General features: G+C 58.0%; 16 protein-coding genes. 4 read left to right on the top strand and 12 right to left on the bottom strand.

What is annotated here, in order from left to right; genetic code table 11:
* The first annotated feature begins 32 nt into the window (after positions 1 to 32).
* Entirely contained in the window at positions 33 to 2,180 is a 2,148-nt protein-coding gene (tkt, locus tag FB556_RS06365) for a transketolase (RefSeq protein WP_141865907.1), read from the top strand.
* A gap of 9 nt (positions 2,181 to 2,189) precedes the next feature.
* Positions 2,190 to 3,308 (top strand): transaldolase, encoded by a 1,119-nt coding sequence (tal, locus tag FB556_RS06360; protein ID WP_141865905.1) that lies wholly within the window; start codon positions 2,190 to 2,192, stop codon positions 3,306 to 3,308.
* Between the two features lie 75 nt (positions 3,309 to 3,383).
* Here the strand turns inward: tal and FB556_RS06355 are convergent, their stop codons facing one another.
* The 11 genes from FB556_RS06355 to uvrA form a co-directional block, all read right to left on the bottom strand.
* Entirely contained in the window at positions 3,384 to 4,070 is a 687-nt protein-coding gene (locus tag FB556_RS06355) for a LysM peptidoglycan-binding domain-containing protein (RefSeq protein ID WP_246057243.1), read from the bottom strand.
* 397 nt (positions 4,071 to 4,467) lie between these two features.
* Positions 4,468 to 4,716 (bottom strand): preprotein translocase subunit SecG, encoded by a 249-nt coding sequence (gene secG, locus FB556_RS06350; RefSeq protein ID WP_141865903.1) that lies wholly within the window; start codon positions 4,714 to 4,716, stop codon positions 4,468 to 4,470.
* Positions 4,717 to 4,739: 23 nt separating this feature from the next.
* Positions 4,740 to 5,555: a triose-phosphate isomerase gene (tpiA, locus tag FB556_RS06345; RefSeq protein WP_141865901.1), complete on the bottom strand. Its 816-nt coding sequence runs from the start codon at positions 5,553 to 5,555 to the stop codon at positions 4,740 to 4,742.
* Positions 5,556 to 5,594: 39 nt separating this feature from the next.
* Positions 5,595 to 6,818, bottom strand: coding sequence for a phosphoglycerate kinase (locus FB556_RS06340; RefSeq protein WP_141865899.1), 1,224 nt, complete (start codon positions 6,816 to 6,818; stop codon positions 5,595 to 5,597).
* Between the two features lie 165 nt (positions 6,819 to 6,983).
* Positions 6,984 to 7,610, bottom strand: coding sequence for a superoxide dismutase (locus tag FB556_RS06335; protein ID WP_141865898.1), 627 nt, complete (start codon positions 7,608 to 7,610; stop codon positions 6,984 to 6,986).
* Positions 7,611 to 7,780: 170 nt separating this feature from the next.
* Positions 7,781 to 8,764 carry a DNA-binding protein WhiA gene (gene whiA, locus FB556_RS06330; RefSeq protein WP_141865896.1) on the bottom strand — a complete coding sequence of 328 codons (984 nt, stop codon included), beginning with the start codon at positions 8,762 to 8,764 and terminating at the stop codon, positions 7,781 to 7,783.
* 58 nt (positions 8,765 to 8,822) lie between these two features.
* Entirely contained in the window at positions 8,823 to 9,878 is a 1,056-nt protein-coding gene (locus FB556_RS06325; protein WP_141865893.1) for a gluconeogenesis factor YvcK family protein, read from the bottom strand.
* A complete protein-coding gene (rapZ, locus tag FB556_RS06320) occupies positions 9,875 to 10,768 on the bottom strand; it encodes an RNase adapter RapZ (RefSeq protein WP_141865891.1) in 894 nt (297 codons plus the stop codon). The genes FB556_RS06325 and rapZ overlap by 4 nt, the downstream gene beginning before the upstream one ends.
* Entirely contained in the window at positions 10,765 to 12,702 is a 1,938-nt protein-coding gene (gene uvrC / locus FB556_RS06315; RefSeq protein WP_141865889.1) for an excinuclease ABC subunit UvrC, read from the bottom strand. Before uvrC ends, rapZ begins: the two co-directional genes overlap by 4 nt.
* Positions 12,703 to 12,725: 23 nt before the next feature.
* Entirely contained in the window at positions 12,726 to 13,406 is a 681-nt protein-coding gene (locus FB556_RS06310) for a lysophospholipid acyltransferase family protein (protein WP_141865887.1), read from the bottom strand.
* Positions 13,407 to 13,468: 62 nt separating this feature from the next.
* Entirely contained in the window at positions 13,469 to 16,411 is a 2,943-nt protein-coding gene (uvrA, locus tag FB556_RS06305) for an excinuclease ABC subunit UvrA (protein ID WP_246057276.1), read from the bottom strand.
* A 230-nt stretch (positions 16,412 to 16,641) separates the two neighbouring features.
* Here uvrA and FB556_RS06300 point away from each other — a divergent pair, with 230 nt between their 5' ends.
* On the top strand, positions 16,642 to 17,334 hold the full coding sequence (locus FB556_RS06300; protein ID WP_141865885.1) for an MBL fold metallo-hydrolase: 693 nt from the start codon (positions 16,642 to 16,644) through the stop codon (positions 17,332 to 17,334).
* Positions 17,335 to 17,432: 98 nt separating this feature from the next.
* On the opposite strand, the gene FB556_RS06295 is transcribed toward FB556_RS06300, so the two are convergent.
* Complete coding sequence (locus FB556_RS06295; RefSeq protein WP_141865883.1) at positions 17,433 to 18,281, bottom strand: methyltransferase; 849 nt, start codon at positions 18,279 to 18,281, stop codon at positions 17,433 to 17,435.
* A 95-nt stretch (positions 18,282 to 18,376) separates the two neighbouring features.
* Here FB556_RS06295 and FB556_RS06290 point away from each other — a divergent pair, with 95 nt between their 5' ends.
* Positions 18,377 to 21,019, top strand: a complete 2,643-nt coding sequence (locus FB556_RS06290; RefSeq protein ID WP_141865881.1) for a DEAD/DEAH box helicase — start codon at positions 18,377 to 18,379, stop codon at positions 21,017 to 21,019.
* Positions 21,020 to 21,033: the final 14 nt, after the last annotated feature.

Genomic DNA, 21,033 nt, shown 5'->3' with positions numbered 1-21,033 from the left:
CAAACTATCGCTACCTTTCAGGAAGGCATTTCGTGGTCTCCTCCGCAACAAATCCGTCCGTCTCGACGACTACCCTCAACCGCCAGCTTCCCGCCCGAGAGTATGTCTACTCCGATCAAGACCGACGTGTGGTTGACACGTTACGGGTGCTTGCCGCTGATGCGGTGGAGAAGGTTGGGTCGGGCCACCCGGGCACCGCGTTTTCCTTATCACCGGTTGCCTGGCAACTGTTTCAGAACATCATGCATTTTGATCCCAGTGATGCACATTGGGAAGGCCGCGACCGCTTCATCCTCTCCCCTGGTCACACCTCGCTGACGCTGTACCTGCAATTATTCGCTGCCGGTGCTGGCTTGGAAATCGAAGACCTGCAGGCGTTGCGCACCTGGGGATCAAAGACACCTGGCCACCCAGAATACGGTGATACCGACCATGTAGAAATTACCACCGGCCCATTAGGTCAGGGGTTGGCCTCAGCCGTAGGTTTTGCTTACGACCAGCGCCGCGTCCGTGGCCTGCTTGATCCTGAGGCCGCACCGGGCACCTCACCTTTCGATCATCACATCTACGTTATTGCGTCCGACGGCGATCTCCAGGAAGGTGTAACCGCTGAAGCGTCCTCGCTTGCGGGAACCCAGGAGCTCGGCAACTTGATTGTCATCTGGGATGACAACAAAATTTCCATCGAAGACGATACGGATATCTCATTTACCGAAAATGTTGAACAGCGCTACGAGGCCTACGGTTGGCACGTGCAACGCATCGACTGGTTGCAGACCGGGGACTATGTCGAAGACACCAAAGCGCTCTATGAGGCGATTATCAATGCCAAAAAAGAAACCGATAAGCCGTCGCTGATTTCACTGCGCACGATCATCGGGTGGCCCTCACCGAAGAAACAGAACACCGGTGGGATCCACGGAGCCAAGCTCGGTGCCGAAGAACTTGGTGGTCTCAAGGAGGTTCTGAGCTTTAGCGCAGATGAACACTTCTTCATAGAAGACGAGCTCCTTCAACACGCCAGAACCGTGTGCCAGCGCTCTGCGGAGTATCGCAAAACCTGGGAAGCGGCCTACCAGAGCTGGCGAGACAACAACCCGGATGCCGCCAAACTCTACGATCGTTTGGTTGCCCGTGAACTGCCGCAAGGCTTCGATGAGGCATTCCCAACGTTTGACGCTTCCGAGGGCTCGATGGCGACTCGCGCCGCATCCGGCAAAGTGCTCTCCGCGCTAGCAGATGTGATGCCGGAACTGTGGGGCGGCTCCGCTGACCTTGCCGGGTCCAACAACACCACGATGGCCGGTGAACCATCCTTCCTACCGGTTGATCGCCAGACGACCAGCTGGTCGGGTCACCCGTACGGCCGGACCCTGCACTTTGGTATTCGCGAGCATGCTTCGGGGGCGATCGTCAATGGCATTTCCCTGGGCGGTCTCACTCGCGGCTATGCAGGTACGTTCCTGATTTTCTCGGACTATATGCGCCCAGCCGTTCGCTTAGCGGCACTCATGGGCGCTCCGTCGATTTATGTTTGGACCCACGACTCGATCGGTTTAGGTGAAGACGGTCCAACACACCAGCCAGTCGAGCACCTAGCTGCCCTGCGTGCCATCCCGAACCTCGATGTGGTTCGTCCCGCAGACGCAAACGAGGTCTCCATCGCTTGGAAGACGATCTTGTCCCAGCGTGAGCGCCCGTCCGGGCTGATTCTGTCGCGTCAAGGCCTACCAGTCTTTGACCGCAGCCAGGATGCTTTCCGGTCGGCCGAGGGAGTCGCACGCGGTGCATATATTATGGTCGAAGCCAGTACAGACAACCAGGAAACGACTCCCGAAGTCGTACTCATCGGTACCGGTTCGGAAGTTCAATTGGCTGTGGCAGCTCGTGAAACACTCCAGGCTGCGGGTATTGCCACCCGGGTAGTTTCGGCGCCATGTCTGGAATGGTTCGACGCCCAAGACGAGGCATACCGCAATGAAGTGTTGCCCGTCGACGTGCTACGTGTCTCTATCGAGGCCGGCGTCGAACAAGGCTGGCAAAAATACACCAGCGGTCATGGTCACTCGGTGTCTTTGGAGCACTTCGGGGCCTCCGCCGACTACCAGACCCTCTTTAGAGAATTTGGCATCACCGCCGAAGCTCTCGTGGACAAAGTCAACAGCCTCTACAACGCTTAAGGACTCTTTGTGACTCAAAATCAGTACACCAAAGCCCTCAACGACGCCGGTGTATCACTGTGGCTGGACGACCTTTCCCGTGACCGCATCAACTCCGGAGACCTACAAAATCTCATCGACACGAAAACCATCACCGGGGTGACCACGAACCCAGCGATCTTTGCCAAAGCGCTGACAACGGGTGAGGCGTACACCAAGCAGCTCACCGAGCTCGCGGCTTCCGGCGCAGATGCAACCACAGCTGTCGTGGAAATTACCACCGACGATGTCCGTGCAGCGTGCGATGTGCTGGCAGATGTCTATACGGCAACCGACGGCTACGATGGCCGTGTGTCGATCGAAGTTGATCCTCGATTAGCGCGAAACACCGAGGAGACGGTGGCTCAGGCCATCGAACTCCACCAGAAGGTGGATCGCGAAAATGTCATGATCAAAATTCCGGCGACCACCGAGGGACTGCCAGCGATCACTCGAGTTTTGGCTGAAGGGATCAGTGTTAATGTCACCCTGATCTTCTCGCTGACCCGATACCGTGAAGTCATTAACGCCTGGCTCGCCGGATTGGAAGCAGCCCGCGCCAATGGTCATGATCTTGCAAAAATCTACTCGGTGGCAAGCTTCTTCGTATCTCGTGTGGATACCGAGGTGGACAATCAATTAGAGGCTGCCGGATTGCCTGACAACCAGATTCTGCAACTGCGAGGGCGTGCCGGCATCTCAAATGCTCGATTGGCCTACCGGATCTTTGAGCAGACCCAGGAGACCGAACGATGGCAGCTGCTAGCATCTGCGGGCGCTCGTCTTCAGCGCCCCCTGTGGGCTTCCACCGGCACGAAGAATCCGGAATATTCTGACGTTCGCTATGTCAACGGGCTGGTTGCGCCGCATACGGTCAACACGCTGCCAGAAGACACTCTGAATGCTGTGGCCGATCACGGTGACATCACCGGTAGCCGCATTCCGGAATACTACGACATGGATGACGAGCAGCTTGATGCACTGGCTCGTGCCGGGGTGGATTACAACCAGGTCGTAGAGAAACTCGAATTAGAAGGCCTGGAAAAGTTCGTCGATGCTTGGAATCAATTACTTCACGATATCCAGCAACAACTCGACAGTCACAAATAGACCGAACTAAACAACGGCCGGGCCGGGTGCTCATCAAAGAGCACCCGGCCCGGCCGTTCTACGTTTTACCTCACTCTATGGAATGAGGATTTGCTGGCCTGGGTAGATGAGTACCGGGTCAGCAATCGTGGCGGCATTGGCTTCATAAATCGCCTGCCAACCACCGGATACATTATGAGCCTGGGCAATCTTTGACAGCGTATCCCCTGCGGTCACAGTGTAGGTCTGTCCGGTTGGTGCAGCCTGCTGCTGAGGGGCAGCCTGTGCCTGCGGCTGTACAGGCTGTGACTGAGCTTGTTCTTCGACAGGTGCCTGCTGCTGAGGTTGCTGCTGTGGCTGCTCAGCGGTCTGCTGTTGCTGGGTCTGTTCGCCAGAACCACCGGACGGCTGGGCATTGCCTGACAATCCAAGCTCGGCAGAGCAAGCTGGCCATGCACCCCACCCCTGACCGTCAAGAACGTTTTCGGCTACAGCGATCTGCTGGTCGCGGCTAGCATTTGCAGGGTTGCCTGAGCCACCATATGCTTCCCAGGTCGACTGGCTGAACTGGAGGCCACCGCGGTAGCCGTTTCCGGTGTCGATATTCCAGTTACCGCCTGATTCACATTCGGCTAGCTGATCCCAGGTACCGCCATTATCTGCGTTGGCGGGAGCGGCAAAACCGAGGAGCGGTAGCGAGAGCGCGGCAGCTGCTGCCAGCGATTTGGCGGCAAATTTACCGCGCGATGGTTTCTGCATACGATGACGAAGTTCGTTTTTCACGTTTTGGTCAATCCTTTCCTTCGCAAGACTGCGATAGGGAGTTCGTGTGCAGGCCATAGTTGGTCGCCATGTTCAATGTGGTAACTATTTGGGCGATACCAACGGTGCTGAAATGACCTGAGTTTGCCACCCTACAACTTCTCGATTTGTTATCAAACCGAGATACCGAGAAACTAGCCTAAGACGGTGTGGCCGCGGTAACACGGCTCGTCTGAACTTATTGTTCGTCCATGTCAGGGATGGGTGCTTCGGCATGAAATGCGGACCTTTTAATGCACTGTGAATCGTCTTAGTAAAACCTTAGGAGCATGCTTCAATCGTGATCTAGGTAGCAAAAAGGGGTGGCAAGGTTTCCCTCTGCCACCCCGAATCGAGCGTCGTAAATGCTCTGTCTGAGCTAAAAATCACCCGAGAATCGGGACATGATCCCAAGGGCAATAATGATACCGCCCCATACCACGGCTAGCGTTACAGTCAAACGGTTGAGGTTGCGCTCGGCGACACCTGAGGAGCTCAATCCACTGGTGACACCCCCACCGAACATGTCGGACATGCCGCCACCACGGCCCTTGTGCAGCAAGATGGCAAAAACCAGCGCGACTGACACGACCACCAAGATGATCTGGAGCACAAGTTCAAAATTCAACGGCTAAATCCATTCTTCAACGACTAATCGGTAACCAGGTGGTGTTCGAACCTGACAATATTAGCAAATTCCTCAGCGTCTAGGCTTGCTCCGCCGACCAAGACACCATCGATGTCACGTTCCCGCATGATGGCAGCGACGTTATCCGCTTTGACAGACCCACCATACAGCACACGGATTGCTTGGGCTGTGTCAATGTCGTAGAGCTCGGCAAGCTCTTGGCGGATGGCAGCTGCCATCTCTTGAGCATCTGCTGGACCAGCGACTTCTCCAGTCCCAATGGCCCATACCGGTTCATATGCCAGAACCAGATTGGCTACTACAGAGGCGTCAATACCCTGAAGCGCCGCACGAAGTTGTTGCAGCGTGAAGCTCACGTGTTCTCCGGCCTGTCGAATATCCAGGCCCTCACCGACACACAGTATCGGGGCCAGGTCATGTCGCAAGGCCGCCTGGAGTTTCGCCGCCACGACGTCGTCGGATTCCTGATGAATGTTGCGCCGCTCAGAGTGGCCAACGAGTACATAGGTGCACCCAAGTTTTTTCAGAAAATCCCCGGAAATATCGCCGGTGTAAGCTCCTGAGTCGAACTGCGACAGATCCTGGGCACCATAAGTCAGCTCGAGTTTATCTGCCAAGATGAGCGTTTGGACACTGCGCAGGTCGGTGAACGGTGGGAACACCGCGACTTGGACGTTGTCAAAGTCGTGATCGTGATCGGTCAGCGTCCACGACAGTTTTTGCACCAACGAAACGGCTTGGAAGTGATCCATGTGCATCTTCCAGTTCCCGGCAATCAGTGGGGTACGGTCGTAGACACCGTCGGTCTTTGAGGTCAATGAAACTCCTGTGTTGAGGGATAAATCGTGCCGGATGGCCTATTGCGTGAGGGCATCGATGCCGGGCAGTGTTTTGCCTTCCAAATATTCCAGGGAGGCTCCCCCACCGGTTGAGATATGGCCAAATTGTTTGTCGTCAAAGCCCAACGCACGGACTGCAGCAGCAGAGTCGCCACCGCCAACGACGGACAGTCCTTGAACTTTCGTGAGAGCTTCAGCAACCGCACGGGTACCTGCCGCAAAATTTTCCATCTCGAAGACTCCCATCGGACCGTTCCAGAAAACGGTGGCCGAAGCTTCGATGTGTTCAGCGTAGATTTTGGCCGTCTCGGGGCCAATGTCCAAACCGAGAGCCGACGCGCCACCAGGGCCCGTCGTCATGGCATCCACCGACACCACAGCATGGGCTGCATCGGAGCTGAACGCCTCGGCGACGACGGTATCGACGGGAACCACGATCTGTGCTGCTCCGGCTGCGGAACGGGTGAGATAATCTTTCACGACTGGGATCTGGTCTTCTTCAAGCAGTGAGGATGCGACATCGTGCCCCTGGGCTTTGAGGAACGTATATGCCATCCCACCGCCGATCAACAAGGTATCGGCACGATCGAGCAGGTTGTCGATGACTGCGAGTTTATCCGACACCTTGGAACCGCCCAACACCACGGTGTAGGGGCGCTTGGGCTCAACGATGAGTTGATTCAGCACCTCGAGTTCAGTGGCCACCAGCGTGCCTTGATAGCTTGGCCGCATCGTGGCGATATCGAACACGGAAGCGTGTTTACGGTGCACCGCCCCGAAAGCGTCGTTGACGTAGGCGGCGTTCTCCCCGGCGAGGGATGCAATTTCCTGGGCAAGATCGGCGCGCTCGGCGTCTTTTTTCGAGGTTTCTCGCGGATCAAAGCGAACGTTTTGCAGTAGCAAAATCTGACCGGGTTCCAGTTGCTGGGCGTGCAGTTGCGCCGAGGGACCGGTAACGTCGTCAGCCAGGGTGACGGGATGGTCGGTGAGTTCGCGCATCCGCTGAGCAACGGGAGCAAGCGAGAATTCAGGGTTGACGGTGCCGTTCGGGCGACCCAGGTGGGCCATGACGATGACCTTAGCCCCGGCGTCGGCTAGCTGCGTGATGACAGGCAGGCTCGCACGGATGCGGCCGTCATCGGTGACTGTGCCCTCATCCAGTGGACAGTTGAGGTCGGAACGGACGACTACGGTACGTCCGGAGGCTGTGGGCAGCAGATCACGAAGGGTTTGGGCCATCATCAATCTTCTCTTTGGGTCTCGACTATTGGGATGGGCCGCTGATGCGACCGTCACCATCTTAGTCATTTCGCCCGCAGGTTTTGGATTTAACACACGAAGGACCTTTTGCCCGGTGGCAAAAGGTCCATGTGAAGTGGTATGGAACCGGTGAACCCGGTCTACCGACTAGTTAGGGGTCACAAGTTTCGAAGCGCCTTGGCGAGCGGCTTCGAAGCGGGCCTGGACGTCGGCCCAGTTAACGATGTTCCAGATGGCGTTGACGTAGTCAGCCTTGACGTTCTGGTAATCCAGGTAGAAGGCGTGCTCCCACATATCCAACATAAACAGTGGAATGGTGGCTACTGGCACACCGTTTTGCTGGTCGTAGAATTGTTCGATGACCAGGTTACCGCCGATGGGTTCGTAAGCCAGGATGGCCCACCCGGAACCCTGGATGCCCAGCGCTGCGGCAGTAAATTGCGAGCGGAAGGCATCGAAGGAGCCAAAGTACTCATCGATTGCGGAGGCGAGTTCGCCGGTTGGTTTGTCGCCACCATCTGGAGACAGGTTGTTCCAGAAGATCGAGTGGTTAGTGTGACCACCCAGGTTGAATGCCAGGTCCTTGGTCAGCTGGTTGATGTTGCCGAATTCGCCGGCTTCGCGAGCAGCAGCGAGTTTCTCCAGTGCGGTGTTGGCACCGTTGACGTAGGTGTTGTGGTGCTTGGAGTGGTGCAGTTCCATGATGCGACCCGAGATGTGCGGTTCCAGGGCACCGTAGTCATAGGACAGTTCTGGCAATGAATAAGTAGCCATGTATTCCTCCTGATAAGTCCGGATAATAATCCGAGATGGTACTGAAGTGGAAACATCAGTAAAAAAGTTGGTTCTTCAATTATATGAACCACCTCGTCTATCTTAGGCCGAGACCCCCGGGTGCTGGTCAAGGCTTGAACGCTTATCCCTCTGCGAACACCAGTGTGATCTTAGTTGCGATCGCGGAGATCGACAGGGACCGCCTCGTGGGTATCCGGGAGCCCTAAATCCTTGGCTCGCTTATCGGCCATGGCTAATAGCCGGCGGATCCGACCGGCTATCGCATCTTTTGTCATAGGTGGTTCGGCCAAGCGTCCCAGTTTGTCCAGGGAGGCGTGTTGATGTTCAACACGCAGCTTGCCAGCGTATGCCAGATGTTCGGGGACGTCGTCGCCCAAGATCTCAAGCGCCCTGGTAACACGTGCGCTGGCGGCCACGGCGGCTTGTGCGGAACGACGCAGGTTAGCATCATCGAAATTGGCCAACCGGTTCGACGACGAGCGGACCTCTTTGGTGGTGTGGCGTTGCTGCCAGGTTTTGACGGTTTGTTCGGCCCCCATCACCGTGAGCAATTTGGTGATCGTCTCGGCGTCACGGATCACTACGCGATCGGCTTGACGAACTTCCCGGGCTTTTGCGGTGACGCCCAGTCGGCGGGCGGCTCCGACCAGGGCCAGGGCGGCTTCTGGACCGGGGGCCACGACCTCAAGTGCTGAGGAACGTCCCGGTTCAGTCAGCACTCCCTGGGACAGGAACGCTCCGCGCCAGGCGGCAGCAGCATCGGCCACGGTGCCATTGACGACGGCGGGCGGCATGCCGCGCACGGGACGACCGCGCGGGTCCAGCAGACCGGTCTTGCGAGCCAATTCGGCGCCACCATCCATAATGCGCAACACATAGCGCGTGCCGCGCCGGGAAGCGGACCCGGCCAGAGTGATCAGCTCACACTCGGTGCCGAAAGTATCGCGCAGGGTGGTGCGTAACCGACGGGCTGCAGCCTCGTGGTCGAGTTCGGTTTCGATGATCAGGCGTCCGGGTAACAGTTGCAAACCGCCACCGAAACGAAGAATACCGACAACCTCTGCTAAACGTTCAGAAAGGCGCGTCACGGGTACGCGCGCGAGTTCGTCTTTAGCGGTTGCGGTCAGTGCCATAGGGTGTTCACAATTCTTTCTTCGCGATACAACGCGAGCTGTTTATGCTTCCGTTCGATTAGGAAGTGATGGTGTCGAAGGCTTCGGAGAACGCCACGGCCAGCCGCAGCGGGTCGTGGACGTTGTCGCGATGTTCGTCCTTTACCTTACTAAACACCACGGTTGCGCCAAGTTTTTCTGCTGCCTGACAGAATTCCTCGCGATGGTCATCGGTGACCACCGTGGGATCGGCGATGATCACATCGAGGCGGAATTCTGGCGCATAGTAGTGCAGTACTGACAGGTGTTCGGCCGCTGACATGCCCACGGTCTCGGTGGTCGACGGCTGCAGGTTCATCACCAGACAGCGCTTCGCGGGAGTCTGGGCCAGGGCGGCGCGTTGTTCGGCCAGCAGTAGGTGCGGCAGCACCGAGGTATACCAGGAACCGGGGCCCAATATGACCCAATCAGTGGAGTCAATGGCTTGGAGCGCCTGTGGGGTGGCCGGGGCATCGGCGGGGGTGAGTTCAATGTGGCTGACCCGGCCCCGGGCTGCGGTCTTGGCTAAGCGGTCCTGTCCGATCACATGGCGTTGGGTCAGTCTGCCGTTCTGGCCATCTCCCAGCACGGTCCCGGAGATCGTCATCGGTGTGGTCGACATCGGCAGCACCACGCCGCGGGCACCCAGCAGCGCTCCGGCCCAAGCCAGACCGTCAACCGGATCGCCGAGCAGCTCCCACAGCGCAACAATGAGCAAATTGCCCAGCGCGTGGTTATCCAAAGTGCCTGGATCGCCATTGGTCGCGGCGGTTTTGAAGCGATGTTGCATTGTGTCGCGCCAGGTGCGGCCCCAGTCGGTGTCATCACACAGTGCGGCCAGCGCCATGCGCAAATCCCCGGGGGGCAGGACATCCATTTCCTGGCGGATGACACCAGAGGAGCCGCCGTCGTCGGCGACCGTGACGACAGCGGTGATTTCCCCGGCGATCAATCGCAGCGCGGACAGGGTTGCATAGAGTCCGTGACCGCCACCGAGCGCGGTGACGCTGAGATTCGGCGCGTAGTGGCCAATGTTTGCGCGTTCTGGTCGGCTAACGGGCGAGAGCGGCAGCTGCCCGGTGACATGCATGCTCATTCGCGCCCCATATCTCGGTGGCTTATGCGCACGCGTACGCCGGGGAAAGTTTTCAGACGCCGGGCGATTTCATAGGTGATCGCCACGGACCGGTGTTTGCCGCCGGTGCAACCAAATGCCAGGGTTGCGTAGTGTTTATTCTCGGCCCGGTACCCGGCAATGACCGGCTTCATCATTTCTACGTAGCTTTCGATGAACTCGTTCACGCCGTTTTGAGCCAGCACGTAGTCGGCGACCTGGTTGTCCTGGCCGGTGTAGGGGCGCAGTGCAGGAACCCAATGCGGGTTGGGAATGAACCGGACATCGGCCATGTAGTTGGAGTCTTGCGGGACGCCGTATTTGAAGCCAAACGACATGACATTGAGACGGATGACGATGGGCCCGGATTCGGTGAACAGTTCGGTGGTCTCGGTCGTGAGATCATGGACGTTGAAGTCCGAGGTGTCCAAGATCATTTCAGCTTGTTCGCGCAGTTGCGACATCAATTCGCGTTCGGCGGCGATGCCATCAAGGATTGATCCGCCACCCTGCAGGGGGTGGGGCCGGCGCAGTGTCTCAAAGCGCCGGACGAGAGCGTCGTCTGAGGCATCGAGGAACAGCACGCGCAGCTCGGCGCCATCGGTGCGCAGCTGGTTCATGGCTTCTTGGAGCGATTCGAAAAATTCTTTGGAGCGGACATCAACAACCAGGGCGAGTTTTAGCGGGGTCTCGGGGTTTTTGCCGATCAGCCCAGCCATGGTCGAAAACAGTTGGGGTGGCAGGTTGTCAACGACATACCAGCCGAGATCTTCAAGCGAATGTGCTGCGGTGGTGCGTCCTGCACCCGACATGCCGGTGATGATCAAGACTTCTGCGGTGTCCGGTTTGACCGGTTCGAATTCGGAGGTCATGGGGCTAGCTTACCTGGTTCCTGAGGGGTCGAATCTGTGGAGAGCGTGGTGTGAATCGTCTCGGCAAGTTTCGGGCCGATGCCGGGCACGGCCTGCAGCTCGTCGATATTGGCAGCCCGAATCTTCTTCAGCGAGCCGAAGTGTTTCAACAGATCTTGACGACGTCGCTCCCCCAGGCCGGGGACCTCATCGAGCGCCGAATGGATCATGGATTTGGAGCGTTTGGCCCGGTGGGCTTGGATCGCAAACCGGTGGGATTCATCGCGCAACCGCTGCAGCAGGTAGAGCCCTTGCGAGGTTCGGGGCAGGATCATCGGAAAGTCATCACCCGGGATCCAGAGTTCTTCGAGTCGTTTGGCCAACCCGACGACCGGTATGTCATCGATCCCTAGGTTCAGCAGCGCCTGTTGGGCGGCGTTGACCTGGGCTAATCCCCCATCGACGACGACCAGTGAGGGTGGGTAAGAAAATTTCTTGGGGTCCCCGGTGTCTTCTGGATCCAGTTCACCCGAGAGCACCAGGGGCGCATCGGATTGTTCGCGCAGATAATTCTTGAACCGGCGGGTCAGCACATCATCCATGGCTGCGGTGTCATCGCGGGCGGCGTCCCCGGTAACGTTGAATTTTCGGTAGTCACGTTTCTTGGGCAAGCCATCTTCAAAGACAACCATCGACCCCACCACGTTGGTGCCCTGAACATGCGAGATGTCATAGGCTTCAATGCGTAACAAGGGCTGGTCGAAGTTCAGGGCTTCTTGAAGTTCGCGCAGCGCGGCCGAGCGGGCGGTAATATCGCCCGAGCGCCGGGATTTGTGCAACCGCAGTGCACCGTTGGCATTTTCTTGTACCGTTTCCATCAGTTGCCGCTTCGTGCCGCGCTGTGGCACTCGCAGATCCACGAGGGCACCGCGTCGCTGGGTCATCCAGGTTTCGACGTCATCAGCGTTTTCGGGCAGGACCGGTACGAGCACTTCGGGCGGAATGCGCTCGGTGTCTTCCATATCGCCATAGATTTGCAACAGCAGCTGTTCAACCAGCTGAGGCTTGGTAGTGTCATCGACTTTTTCGACCACCCAACCGCGTTGCCCACGAATTCGGCCGTCGCGGACATGAAACACCTGGAAGGCGGCTTCCAGCTCGTCTTCGGAAAACGCGAAAATATCGGCTTCGGTGGTTTCGGGAAGCACAACGGCGTTGCGCTCGAAGACTTTCTTCAACGCTTCGATGTCGTCGCGGTAACGGGCTGCGTCCTCGTAGCGCAGTTCGGCCACCGCTTGTTTCATGTGCTCTTCCAGTTCGCGCAGGTAGGGCCGGACGTCGCCATTCATAAACGCTACGAAGTCTTCGGCCAGCGCGTAGTGGTCCTCTTGCGAGATCCGATTCACGCACGGGGCAGCGCACTTATCGATGTAACCCATCAAACACGGGCGGTTGGCTAGTTGGGCGCGTCGAAAGACTCCGGCGGAACAACTGCGGATTGGAAAGACGCGCAGCATGCGGTCCACGGTCTCGCGGATGGCTTTTGCCGGGTAGAAGGGGCCAAAGTACTTGACACCCTTGCGCTTATCACCGCGCATAACCATCACACGCGGGTATTTTTCGTTCATGGTTACGGCCAGATACGGATAGGACTTGTCGTCGCGGTACATGATGTTGAACCGCGGGGTGAATTCTTTGATCCAGGTGTATTCCAGCTGGATGGCCTCTTGTTCGGAGGCGACGACGGTCCATTCGACGGCGGCAGCCATGTGCACCATGGTGCGGGTTTTGGGCGGCAGGTTGCCGGGTTTGACGAAGTAGGAGCCCAGTCGGGAGCGCAGATTATTGGCTTTGCCGACGTAAATAATACGGCCGTGTTCATCCTTGAAACGGTACACTCCCGGATCTGTGGGAATGTCAGACGGTTTTGGCCGGTAGGAGGCTGGGTCAGCCAAGGTGTTGGGGTCTCCTTTAGAACTTAGGAGGCCGTTTCGTCTGGCCTCTTATTATAGGTCGCTACGCGTTCTTGTTGCGTGAGGTCCGCGATGGCGGCCATGATCTTATCGGTGGTTTGTCGCCGGATGGGCAGCCCGTGTTTGGGTCCAAGTTTTTCTACCTGAATGGGTTCGCCGACTCGCAACTGGAATTTACGCGGCAGAATGATATTGCGTCCGGGCGGTTGGAGTTTATCGGTGCCAATCAGCCCCACGGGTATGACGGGTACACCGGTCGTCAACGCTAGCCAGCCAACCCCGGTTCGGCCTCGGTAGAGCCGACCATCGCGGGAGCGGGTGCCTTCCGGGTAGATACCCACGCCGTCGCCGGCTTCAATAAAGTCCACCAGCTGGTTCAAAGCGTTGACCGATGCGGACTGGTCACCGCGTTCTACTGGGATCGACCCGACGGCGTCAAAGAACCCGCTCATGATTTTGCCTTTGAGTCCGGGTTGGGTCCAGTAGTCTGCTTTGGCAAAGAACCGCACCTGGCGAGGTAATAAGGCCTGAATAATCACCGAGTCCAAGAATGACAGGTGGTTGCTGGCGACAATGAACCCGCCGGTGGTTGGGACGTGTTCGAAACCTGTTGTTTCTGGTCGTGCTCCAACTCGTAGCAGCGTGCGCACAGTGGTGCGCACCAGCCCAGTTTCGCCGATTGCCATGGTTCCCCTCCCTGCCAACGTGTGGCAGCGTTTTTGGACGTGGACTCAATGATTCTACAACGTTAAGCGCGCAGCACTTCCGCTAAGAATTGCCCGGTGTGACTTGCGGACACCTTGGCTACGTCCTCGGGGGTGCCGGTAGCAACAATCTGGCCCCCACCTGAGCCGCCTTCGGGGCCCAGGTCAATAATCCAGTCGGCGGACTTAATGACATCCAGGTTGTGTTCGATCGTGATGACGGTGTTGCCCTTTTCAACCAGGCGGTTCAACACGATGAGCAGTTTGCGGATGTCTTCGAAGTGCAGACCAGTGGTTGGCTCGTCCAGCACGTAGACGGATCTACCGGTGGCTCGGCGCTGCAGCTCGGTGGCCAGCTTGACGCGCTGGGCCTCCCCACCTGACAGCGTGGTAGCTGGTTGCCCGAGGCGCACGTAGCCCAATCCGACATCGACCAGTGTGTTGAGGTGGCGGGCAATGCGCTGATACGGGGCAAAGAACGCGGCGGCCTCATCGATCGGCATATTCAAGACTTGCGAAATGTTTTTACCCTTGTATTCGACCTCGAGGGTTTCCCGGTTGTAGCGGGCGCCGTGGCAGACCTCGCAGGGCACGTAGACATCGGGAAGGAAGTTCATCTCGATCTTGAGCGTGCCGTCGCCGGCGCAGGCTTCACAGCGCCCACCTTTGACGTTGAAAGAGAACCGGCCGGCCTTATACCCGCGGACTTTGGCCTCGGGAGTGTCGGCAAACAGGTTGCGGATGTGATCGAACACGCCCGTATAGGTCGCCGCATTGGAGCGCGGGGTGCGGCCAATTGGCGACTGGTCGACGTGGACGACTTTATCAAGTTGATCCAAACCCTTGACCCGACGGTGCCGGCCTGGCACGTGGCGGGCGTGGTTGAGCTCATTAGCCATGACCTTGTACAAGATCTCATTGACCAGCGTGGACTTGCCGGAACCGGAGACCCCGGTGACCGCGGTGAAGACCCCGAGTGGGAACTTGGCGGAAACATTTTGCAGGTTGTTCTCGCGTGCGCCAACGACTTCGACCTGGCGGTCGCGATCGATTGGCCGACGCTGGGGTGGAATCGCAATCTCTTTGCGCCCCGAAAGATAGTCCCCGGTCAGTGACTCGGTGTTTTCCAACAAACCCTTGAGGGAACCGGAGTGGACGATCTTGCCACCTTTTTCACCGGCTTCCGGACCGATATCAACGATCCAGTCGGCTTCAGCAATGGTTTCCTCATCGTGTTCCACCACGATCAAGGTGTTGCCCAGATCGCGCAAACGCAGCAGGGTGTTGATCAGACGGCGGTTATCGCGTTGGTGCAGCCCGATCGAGGGCTCATCGAGAACATAGAGCACACCGACCAGGCCGGACCCGATTTGGGTGGCCAGTCGAATTCGCTGGGCCTCACCGCCGGATAGGGTCCCGGCGGGGCGTTCCAAGTTGAGATAGTCGAGGCCGACGTCGAGTAAGAACTTCAGGCGCGCCTTGATTTCGATGAGCACTTGGTCGGCGATCTTAGCGTCACGTTCAGACAGGTCCAGTTCGCGCATGAACTCAATGGTGTTTTGCATCGGCATGGCCGACACCTGCGCGATTGATTTGCCACCGACCAAAACCGACAGCGAGGTCGGGTTTAACCGGGCTCCCCCACAGGCCGGGCAGGCGACCTCACGCATATACGACTGGAAACGATCCCGTGCTTGATCAGATTCGGCTTCCTCGTGCTTGCGCTGCACATAGTCAATGACGCCCTCAAACCCGGTGGTGTAGCGGCGTTCACGACCCCACCGGTTACGGTAGGATACTTTGACTTTGAAATCCTTACCGTGCAGCAGAGCCTTCTTCGCGGCTTTCGGCAGGTCTTGATACGGGGTGTCCATTGAGAAGCCGACCTCGTCGGCCAACCCGGACAACAGCCGCTGCCAGTATTCGCGCGTGCGCTTGCCAATATCCCACGGGGAAATCGCGCCCTCTTTCAGCGATAGGTCTGGGTCTGGAATCAGTAATTCCTCATCAACCTGCAGCTGTGAGCCGATACCGGTACACGTCGAGCACGCACCGAAGGGGTTATTGAAAGAAAACGAGCGCGGCTCGATTTCATCAATGTTCAGAATGTGACCGTTGGGACAGGACAGCTTTTCGGAAAATGACCGGTATTTGGCGCGGCCTTCGTCATCGACGGCGGTCCACTCACCGGTATTGCGCATATCGGGATCGATTTCGGCGTCAATATCGACGTAGTCGACGACGACGATACCTTCGGCCAACTCCAGGGCGGTTTCCACCGAGTCAGTCAGGCGCTGGCGGATCCCGTCGCGGATGACTAGGCGGTCGATGATCACGGCAATATTGTGCTTGACCTGTTTTTCTAGCTTGGGGGGATCCGAGAGCTGGACCTGTTCGCCGTCGACAATCGCGCGGGAGTACCCCTGGGCAGACAGGTTCGAGAACAGATCAACAAATTCGCCCTTGCGGCCCCGGACCACGGGCGCCAACACCTGGAAACGGGTGCGCTCTTCGAGTTCCAGCAGCTGATCGACAATCTGCTGCGGGGTCTGTTGCGATGCCGGTTCATGACACTCCGGACAGTGCGGGACTCCGATGCGAGCCCACAGCAGGCGCATGTAGTCGTGGATCTCGGTGATCGTGCCGACCGTGGAGCGCGGGTTTTTCGACGTCGACTTCTGATCGATCGACACCGCCGGGGAGAGTCCTTCAATGAAGTCGACCGAGGGCTTATCGACCCGCCCGAGAAACATCCGCGCGTACGATGATAGCGACTCGACGTAGCGACGCTGGCCTTCAGCAAAGATAGTGTCAAAAGCCAACGACGATTTCCCGGATCCCGACAGGCCGGTGAAGACCACGAAAGCATCTCGTGGGATGTTCAGGTTCACGTTTTTGAGGTTGTGTTCACGCGCACCCTGGACCACGATCCGATCTGGTTCGTGGGCCCCGATAACGGCCTTGGATTGCTGGTCTTGAGGTGTCACGTTATTGGAAACCTGCTGACCTGCAGCGCCGTCAATATTATGTGTGGTGGTCAAATACTCAGTCCCTCGAGTCGTTCAAGACAGTAGAAAACTAGACTTCCAGAATAGTTCAATTTGACTTCACGCATTGCGTTGCTTAGCTATTCGCTCACAGTCTTCGCCTAAAGCTAAGGAACCTGGCAACAGTGGGTTATTCGCCACAACACGACGGAACGTGTAAATTAGCGTGCATGTCCAAAACGTCGTCACCTATTGGTCCCATCAAGGTTTTATTCAACCTGCCCCAGGTCACCATCCGAACCCGATCGGTTTCTGAGATGAATAATAACGTATATCTCATTACGTCGAAGACCACCGGAGCGCAGGTGCTCATTGATGCTGCCGACGAACCCGACGCGATTATGGAACTGATCGAGTCGGCCGCTGTGGACACTCCGTGTGACCTCGATCTGGTCTCAATCATCACCACCCATCAGCACTGGGACCACATTCGCGCTTTGCCTGAGATTGTTGAGCGCACCCAGGTGCCGACCTCCGCTGGCATCCCGGATGCTGAAGCGATTTTCGCCGAAACCGGCATTCGTGCCAAAGTTGAGCTCAAACACGGCGACAAAGCACAGTTCCCGGGCATTGAGCTCGACGTCATCGGCCTGCGCGGCCACACTCCGGGTTCGGTGGCTCTGGTCTATGTACCCAGCGAGGATGAACCGACCATCATTTTCTCCGGGGATTCGCTGTTCCCCGGCGGCGTGGGCAATACCTGGGACGACGCCGAGCGCTTCACTTCCCTTCTAGATGACGTGACCGAACGAATTTTCGCTCAATACGACGACGATACCGTGATCCTGCCCGGCCACGGCGGCAGCACTGTGCTGGGCACTGAGCGCCCACACCTCGATGAGTGGCGGCAACGCGGCTGGTAACCGCTCCGCGACGCCGCAGCACTTTCTCACGACGAAAAAACCGTTGACCACCTTTGTTGTGGTCAACGATTTTGTTGTTTCTTGTGCCGGGTGTGGACCTAGATGAAGTAGTCCAATTCCTTGTGTCCAACGACAAAGATCCGGCGGAACGGGTAGACGGTGACTTCTTGACCATCCGGACCAGCATAGGGTGGATAGGCTGCGGTCATCTCGGCTTTATACCGCGTCACGAACGCATCGTGCAGGTTGGTCCCGTGGGCCTCGTCATGTTCTGCAAGCTTCTGTAACACCGGGCGCAGTGCGGCCCCCTTGACCCAGTCGTATACCGGATCTGGGCCGGTGAGCACTTGGTGATAGGTGGTCTCCCAGACATTCGGGCGGAAGCCGTGTTCTAACAGCATGTGCGTGTAATCTTCGACCGAATGCACCGTCTCCCCCGTATAGGCCGAATCTTTGGCTACCGAGAAGCGCTCTTCGGAGGCCAGTTCACCGATGTATTGGTGCGACCGGGCAATCGAGTTGCCGGGTACTTGCATCGCAAACCAGGCGCCCGGCTTCAAGGCTTTGAGCCAGCCGGAGATAACCTCGATGTGGTTTGGAATCCACTGGAACATCGCATTGGACACAATGACGTCGGTATCAGCCGGGGGCGTCCACGAGGCGGCCTCTTGTTGCCCGAAGGACACGTTGGACCAGGCGTCGTCGTCACGGGACGCGACCAGTTGATTGGCGTCGGCAATCATTTCTGCCGAGGCATCGAAGCCGGTGATGTTGGCGTTCGGCCAGCGATCGGCCAGGGTGACGGTCATATTGCCGGGGCCGCAGCCCATATCGAATACCAGCTGCGGGTCATCCAATTGGATGGCGTTGGTCAAGTCGACGAAAGGCCGGGCTCGGTGGCCGGCGAAATGCGCATACTGGGCGGGATCCCATACGAAGTTTTCCATGTGATAAGCCTAAACTGGTCAGCTGTATCCCCAACAGGGTCGCGTTATGAATCGCAATGTTCGCGCAGCCAGCGGGGCACAGAATGGGCACTAGGATGGGTTGGGTGCAACTGACTGACTTTATTCCTGATCCTGACCGCGGCGAAGAACTCGAGCCAGTGCTGCTCTATGATCGGTTTGTTGAATGGACAACCCATCGCGGTATTGAACTGTATCCCGCCCAAGACGAGGCCGTGACTGAATTGGCCGACGGGAAAAACGTCATCATGGCCACCCCGACCGGTTCGGGGAAGTCCATGGTTGCTCTGGCTGCGCATTTCTACGCGCTGGCCAATAAGCAGCGTTCGTACTATACGGCTCCTATTAAAGCCTTGGTTTCCGAGAAGTTCTTTGATCTCATTGAAATCTTTGGCGCCGAGCACGTCGGGATGGTGACCGGAGACTCGGCGATCAACCCGGATGCGCCCATTATTTGTTGCACTGCCGAGATTCTGGCGATTCACGCGCTGCGGGAAGGTTCAGGGCTGGAGGTCGGGCCCGTGGTGATGGACGAGTTCCACTTCTATGCTGATCCGCAGCGCGGTTGGGCCTGGCAGGTTCCGCTGCTGGAACTGCCGCAGGCACAGTTCGTGTTAATGTCGGCGACCCTGGGCGATACGACCTTCTTTGAAGAATCGCTGACCGATCGCACGGGTCACGAAACCGTGACCGTGTCTTCGGCGACGCGGCCGATTCCGTTGTATTTTGAATACTCCGAAATTCCGGTGCAACAACAAATTGAAGCACTGGTCGAATCGACCCTGTCACCGATCTATATTGTGCACTTTTCTCAGTTGGATGCCGTGGATCAGGCGTCGAATCTGGCCTCCATTTCGGTCACGACGCGCGCTGAGAAAGATCGGATCGCTGAGATCATCAAGGACTTCCGGTTCACCTCGGGTTTTGGGAAGACCCTGAACCGACTGATCCGCCAGGGTATCGGCGTCCACCACGCCGGGATGTTGCCCAAGTACCGGCGCCTGGTCGAGCGCTTGGCGCAAGAAGGCCTGCTGAAAGTCATTTCCGGGACCGATACGCTAGGCGTCGGCATTAATGTCCCGATTCGCACCGTGCTGATTACAGCGCTGTCAAAGTTTGACGGCAATAAACAACGCCACCTCAATGCCCGCGAGTTCCATCAGATCGCCGGCCGAGCCGGGCGTGCCGGATTCGATACGGCAGGCACCGTCGTCGTCCAGGCCCCCGAGCATGTGATTGAAAACCAGCAGGCTGATGCCAAGGCCGCCGAGAAGTTTGCCAGCGTGAAAGACCCCGAGGAACGTGCCCGGCGAATCGCGCAGTCCTCAAAATCCCAACCGAAAAAGACCCCGCCCAAGGGCTTCGTTTCCTGGTCGAAGGCCACGTTCGACAAACTCGTCGCGGCCGAGCCAGAACCGATGGTTTCGCGGATGCGCATCACGCACTCGATCCTGCTGAATATTCTGGCGCGCCCGGGCAACCCGGTGACCGCGGTCCGCCGAATGATCCTGCGCTCGGCCGAAACCAAGGCCTCGAAAGCCGCCCTGCAGCGCCGTGCGATTGGGATTCTGCGCGAACTCATCGTCACCGACGTCGTCGAAGTCCATGATGAACCCGATGAATGGGGCAACCGACTGGAACTGACCGTCGAATTGCAGGCCGATTTCGCGCTGAACCAACCCCTGAGTCCTTTCGCGCTGGCCGCCTTCGAGTTGCTCGAGACTGATTCGCCGACCTACGCCGTCGATATGGTTTCCATTATCGAGGCAACGCTGGAGGCGCCGCGGCAGGTGTTGACCGCCCAGCTGCGCAAGATCCGCGATGAGGAAATGGCCCGGATGCGCGCCGACGGGTACGAATATACCGAACGCATGAACGTGCTGGACTCACTGACCTACCCACAACCGTTGGCCGAGTTGTTGAATCAGCAGTTCGAAATTTACCGGCAGGGCGCGCCCTGGTTGGCCGAGTTTGAGCTGCAACCCAAATCTGTGGTGCGCGATATGTACGAGCGCGCGATGGGATTCGGCGACTACGTGAACTACTACGGCATCGCCCGCTCCGAGGGCGTGTTGCTGCGGTACCTCACCGACGCCGCCAAAGCCCTTCGCCAGACGATCCCCCAGGAGCTGCGCACCGAAGAACTCGATCTACTGCAAGAATGGCTCGAGACCATTATCGTCACGACCGACTCCTCGTTGCTCGAAGAGTGGGAGCACATGATGGCCGACGACGTCGATCAGCTCATCGCCGATCACGAGGCCATCTCCCCGCCCGAACCACCGAAGCTGACCGATACGGTCGGGGTGTTTACCGTCATGCTGCGCAATGCGATGTTCCACCGGGTCCAGCTCTTTGGCGACGAGCAAGACGCCCGGCTCGAGGCCCTGGACTATCTGCCCGACGGCGCGGTGCCGTTCACCTCGGATAACTGGGCTGATGCACTCGATGAGTACTTCGGTACCTACGAAGACCTCGACGATTCTCCGGCCGCCCGCTCTCCGGAGTTCTTTCGGATTGACAAGGCGCCGGAGTTGTCGTCGGCGGAAATGGCAGACGTTGGCGCCGAGGCCGGTGACTACTGGGTCGTGAGCCAGGTGCTCGCGGATCCGGAAGGCAACCACGATTTTGCGCTCAACGCCGTTGTGCACCTTGCTGCCTCGAATGAGCAGGGCTCCCCCGCCCTCACGACCCTTTCCGTCGGTACTCCGGTATTGTGAAGCCCGCCGCTGTG

This window comes from Enteractinococcus coprophilus, from assembly GCF_006716305.1.
Classification (GTDB): Bacteria; Actinomycetota; Actinomycetes; order Actinomycetales; family Micrococcaceae; genus Yaniella; species Yaniella coprophila.
Note: the sequence above shows the minus strand (reverse complement) of the source record. Positions and strands in the feature narration are given on the sequence as shown.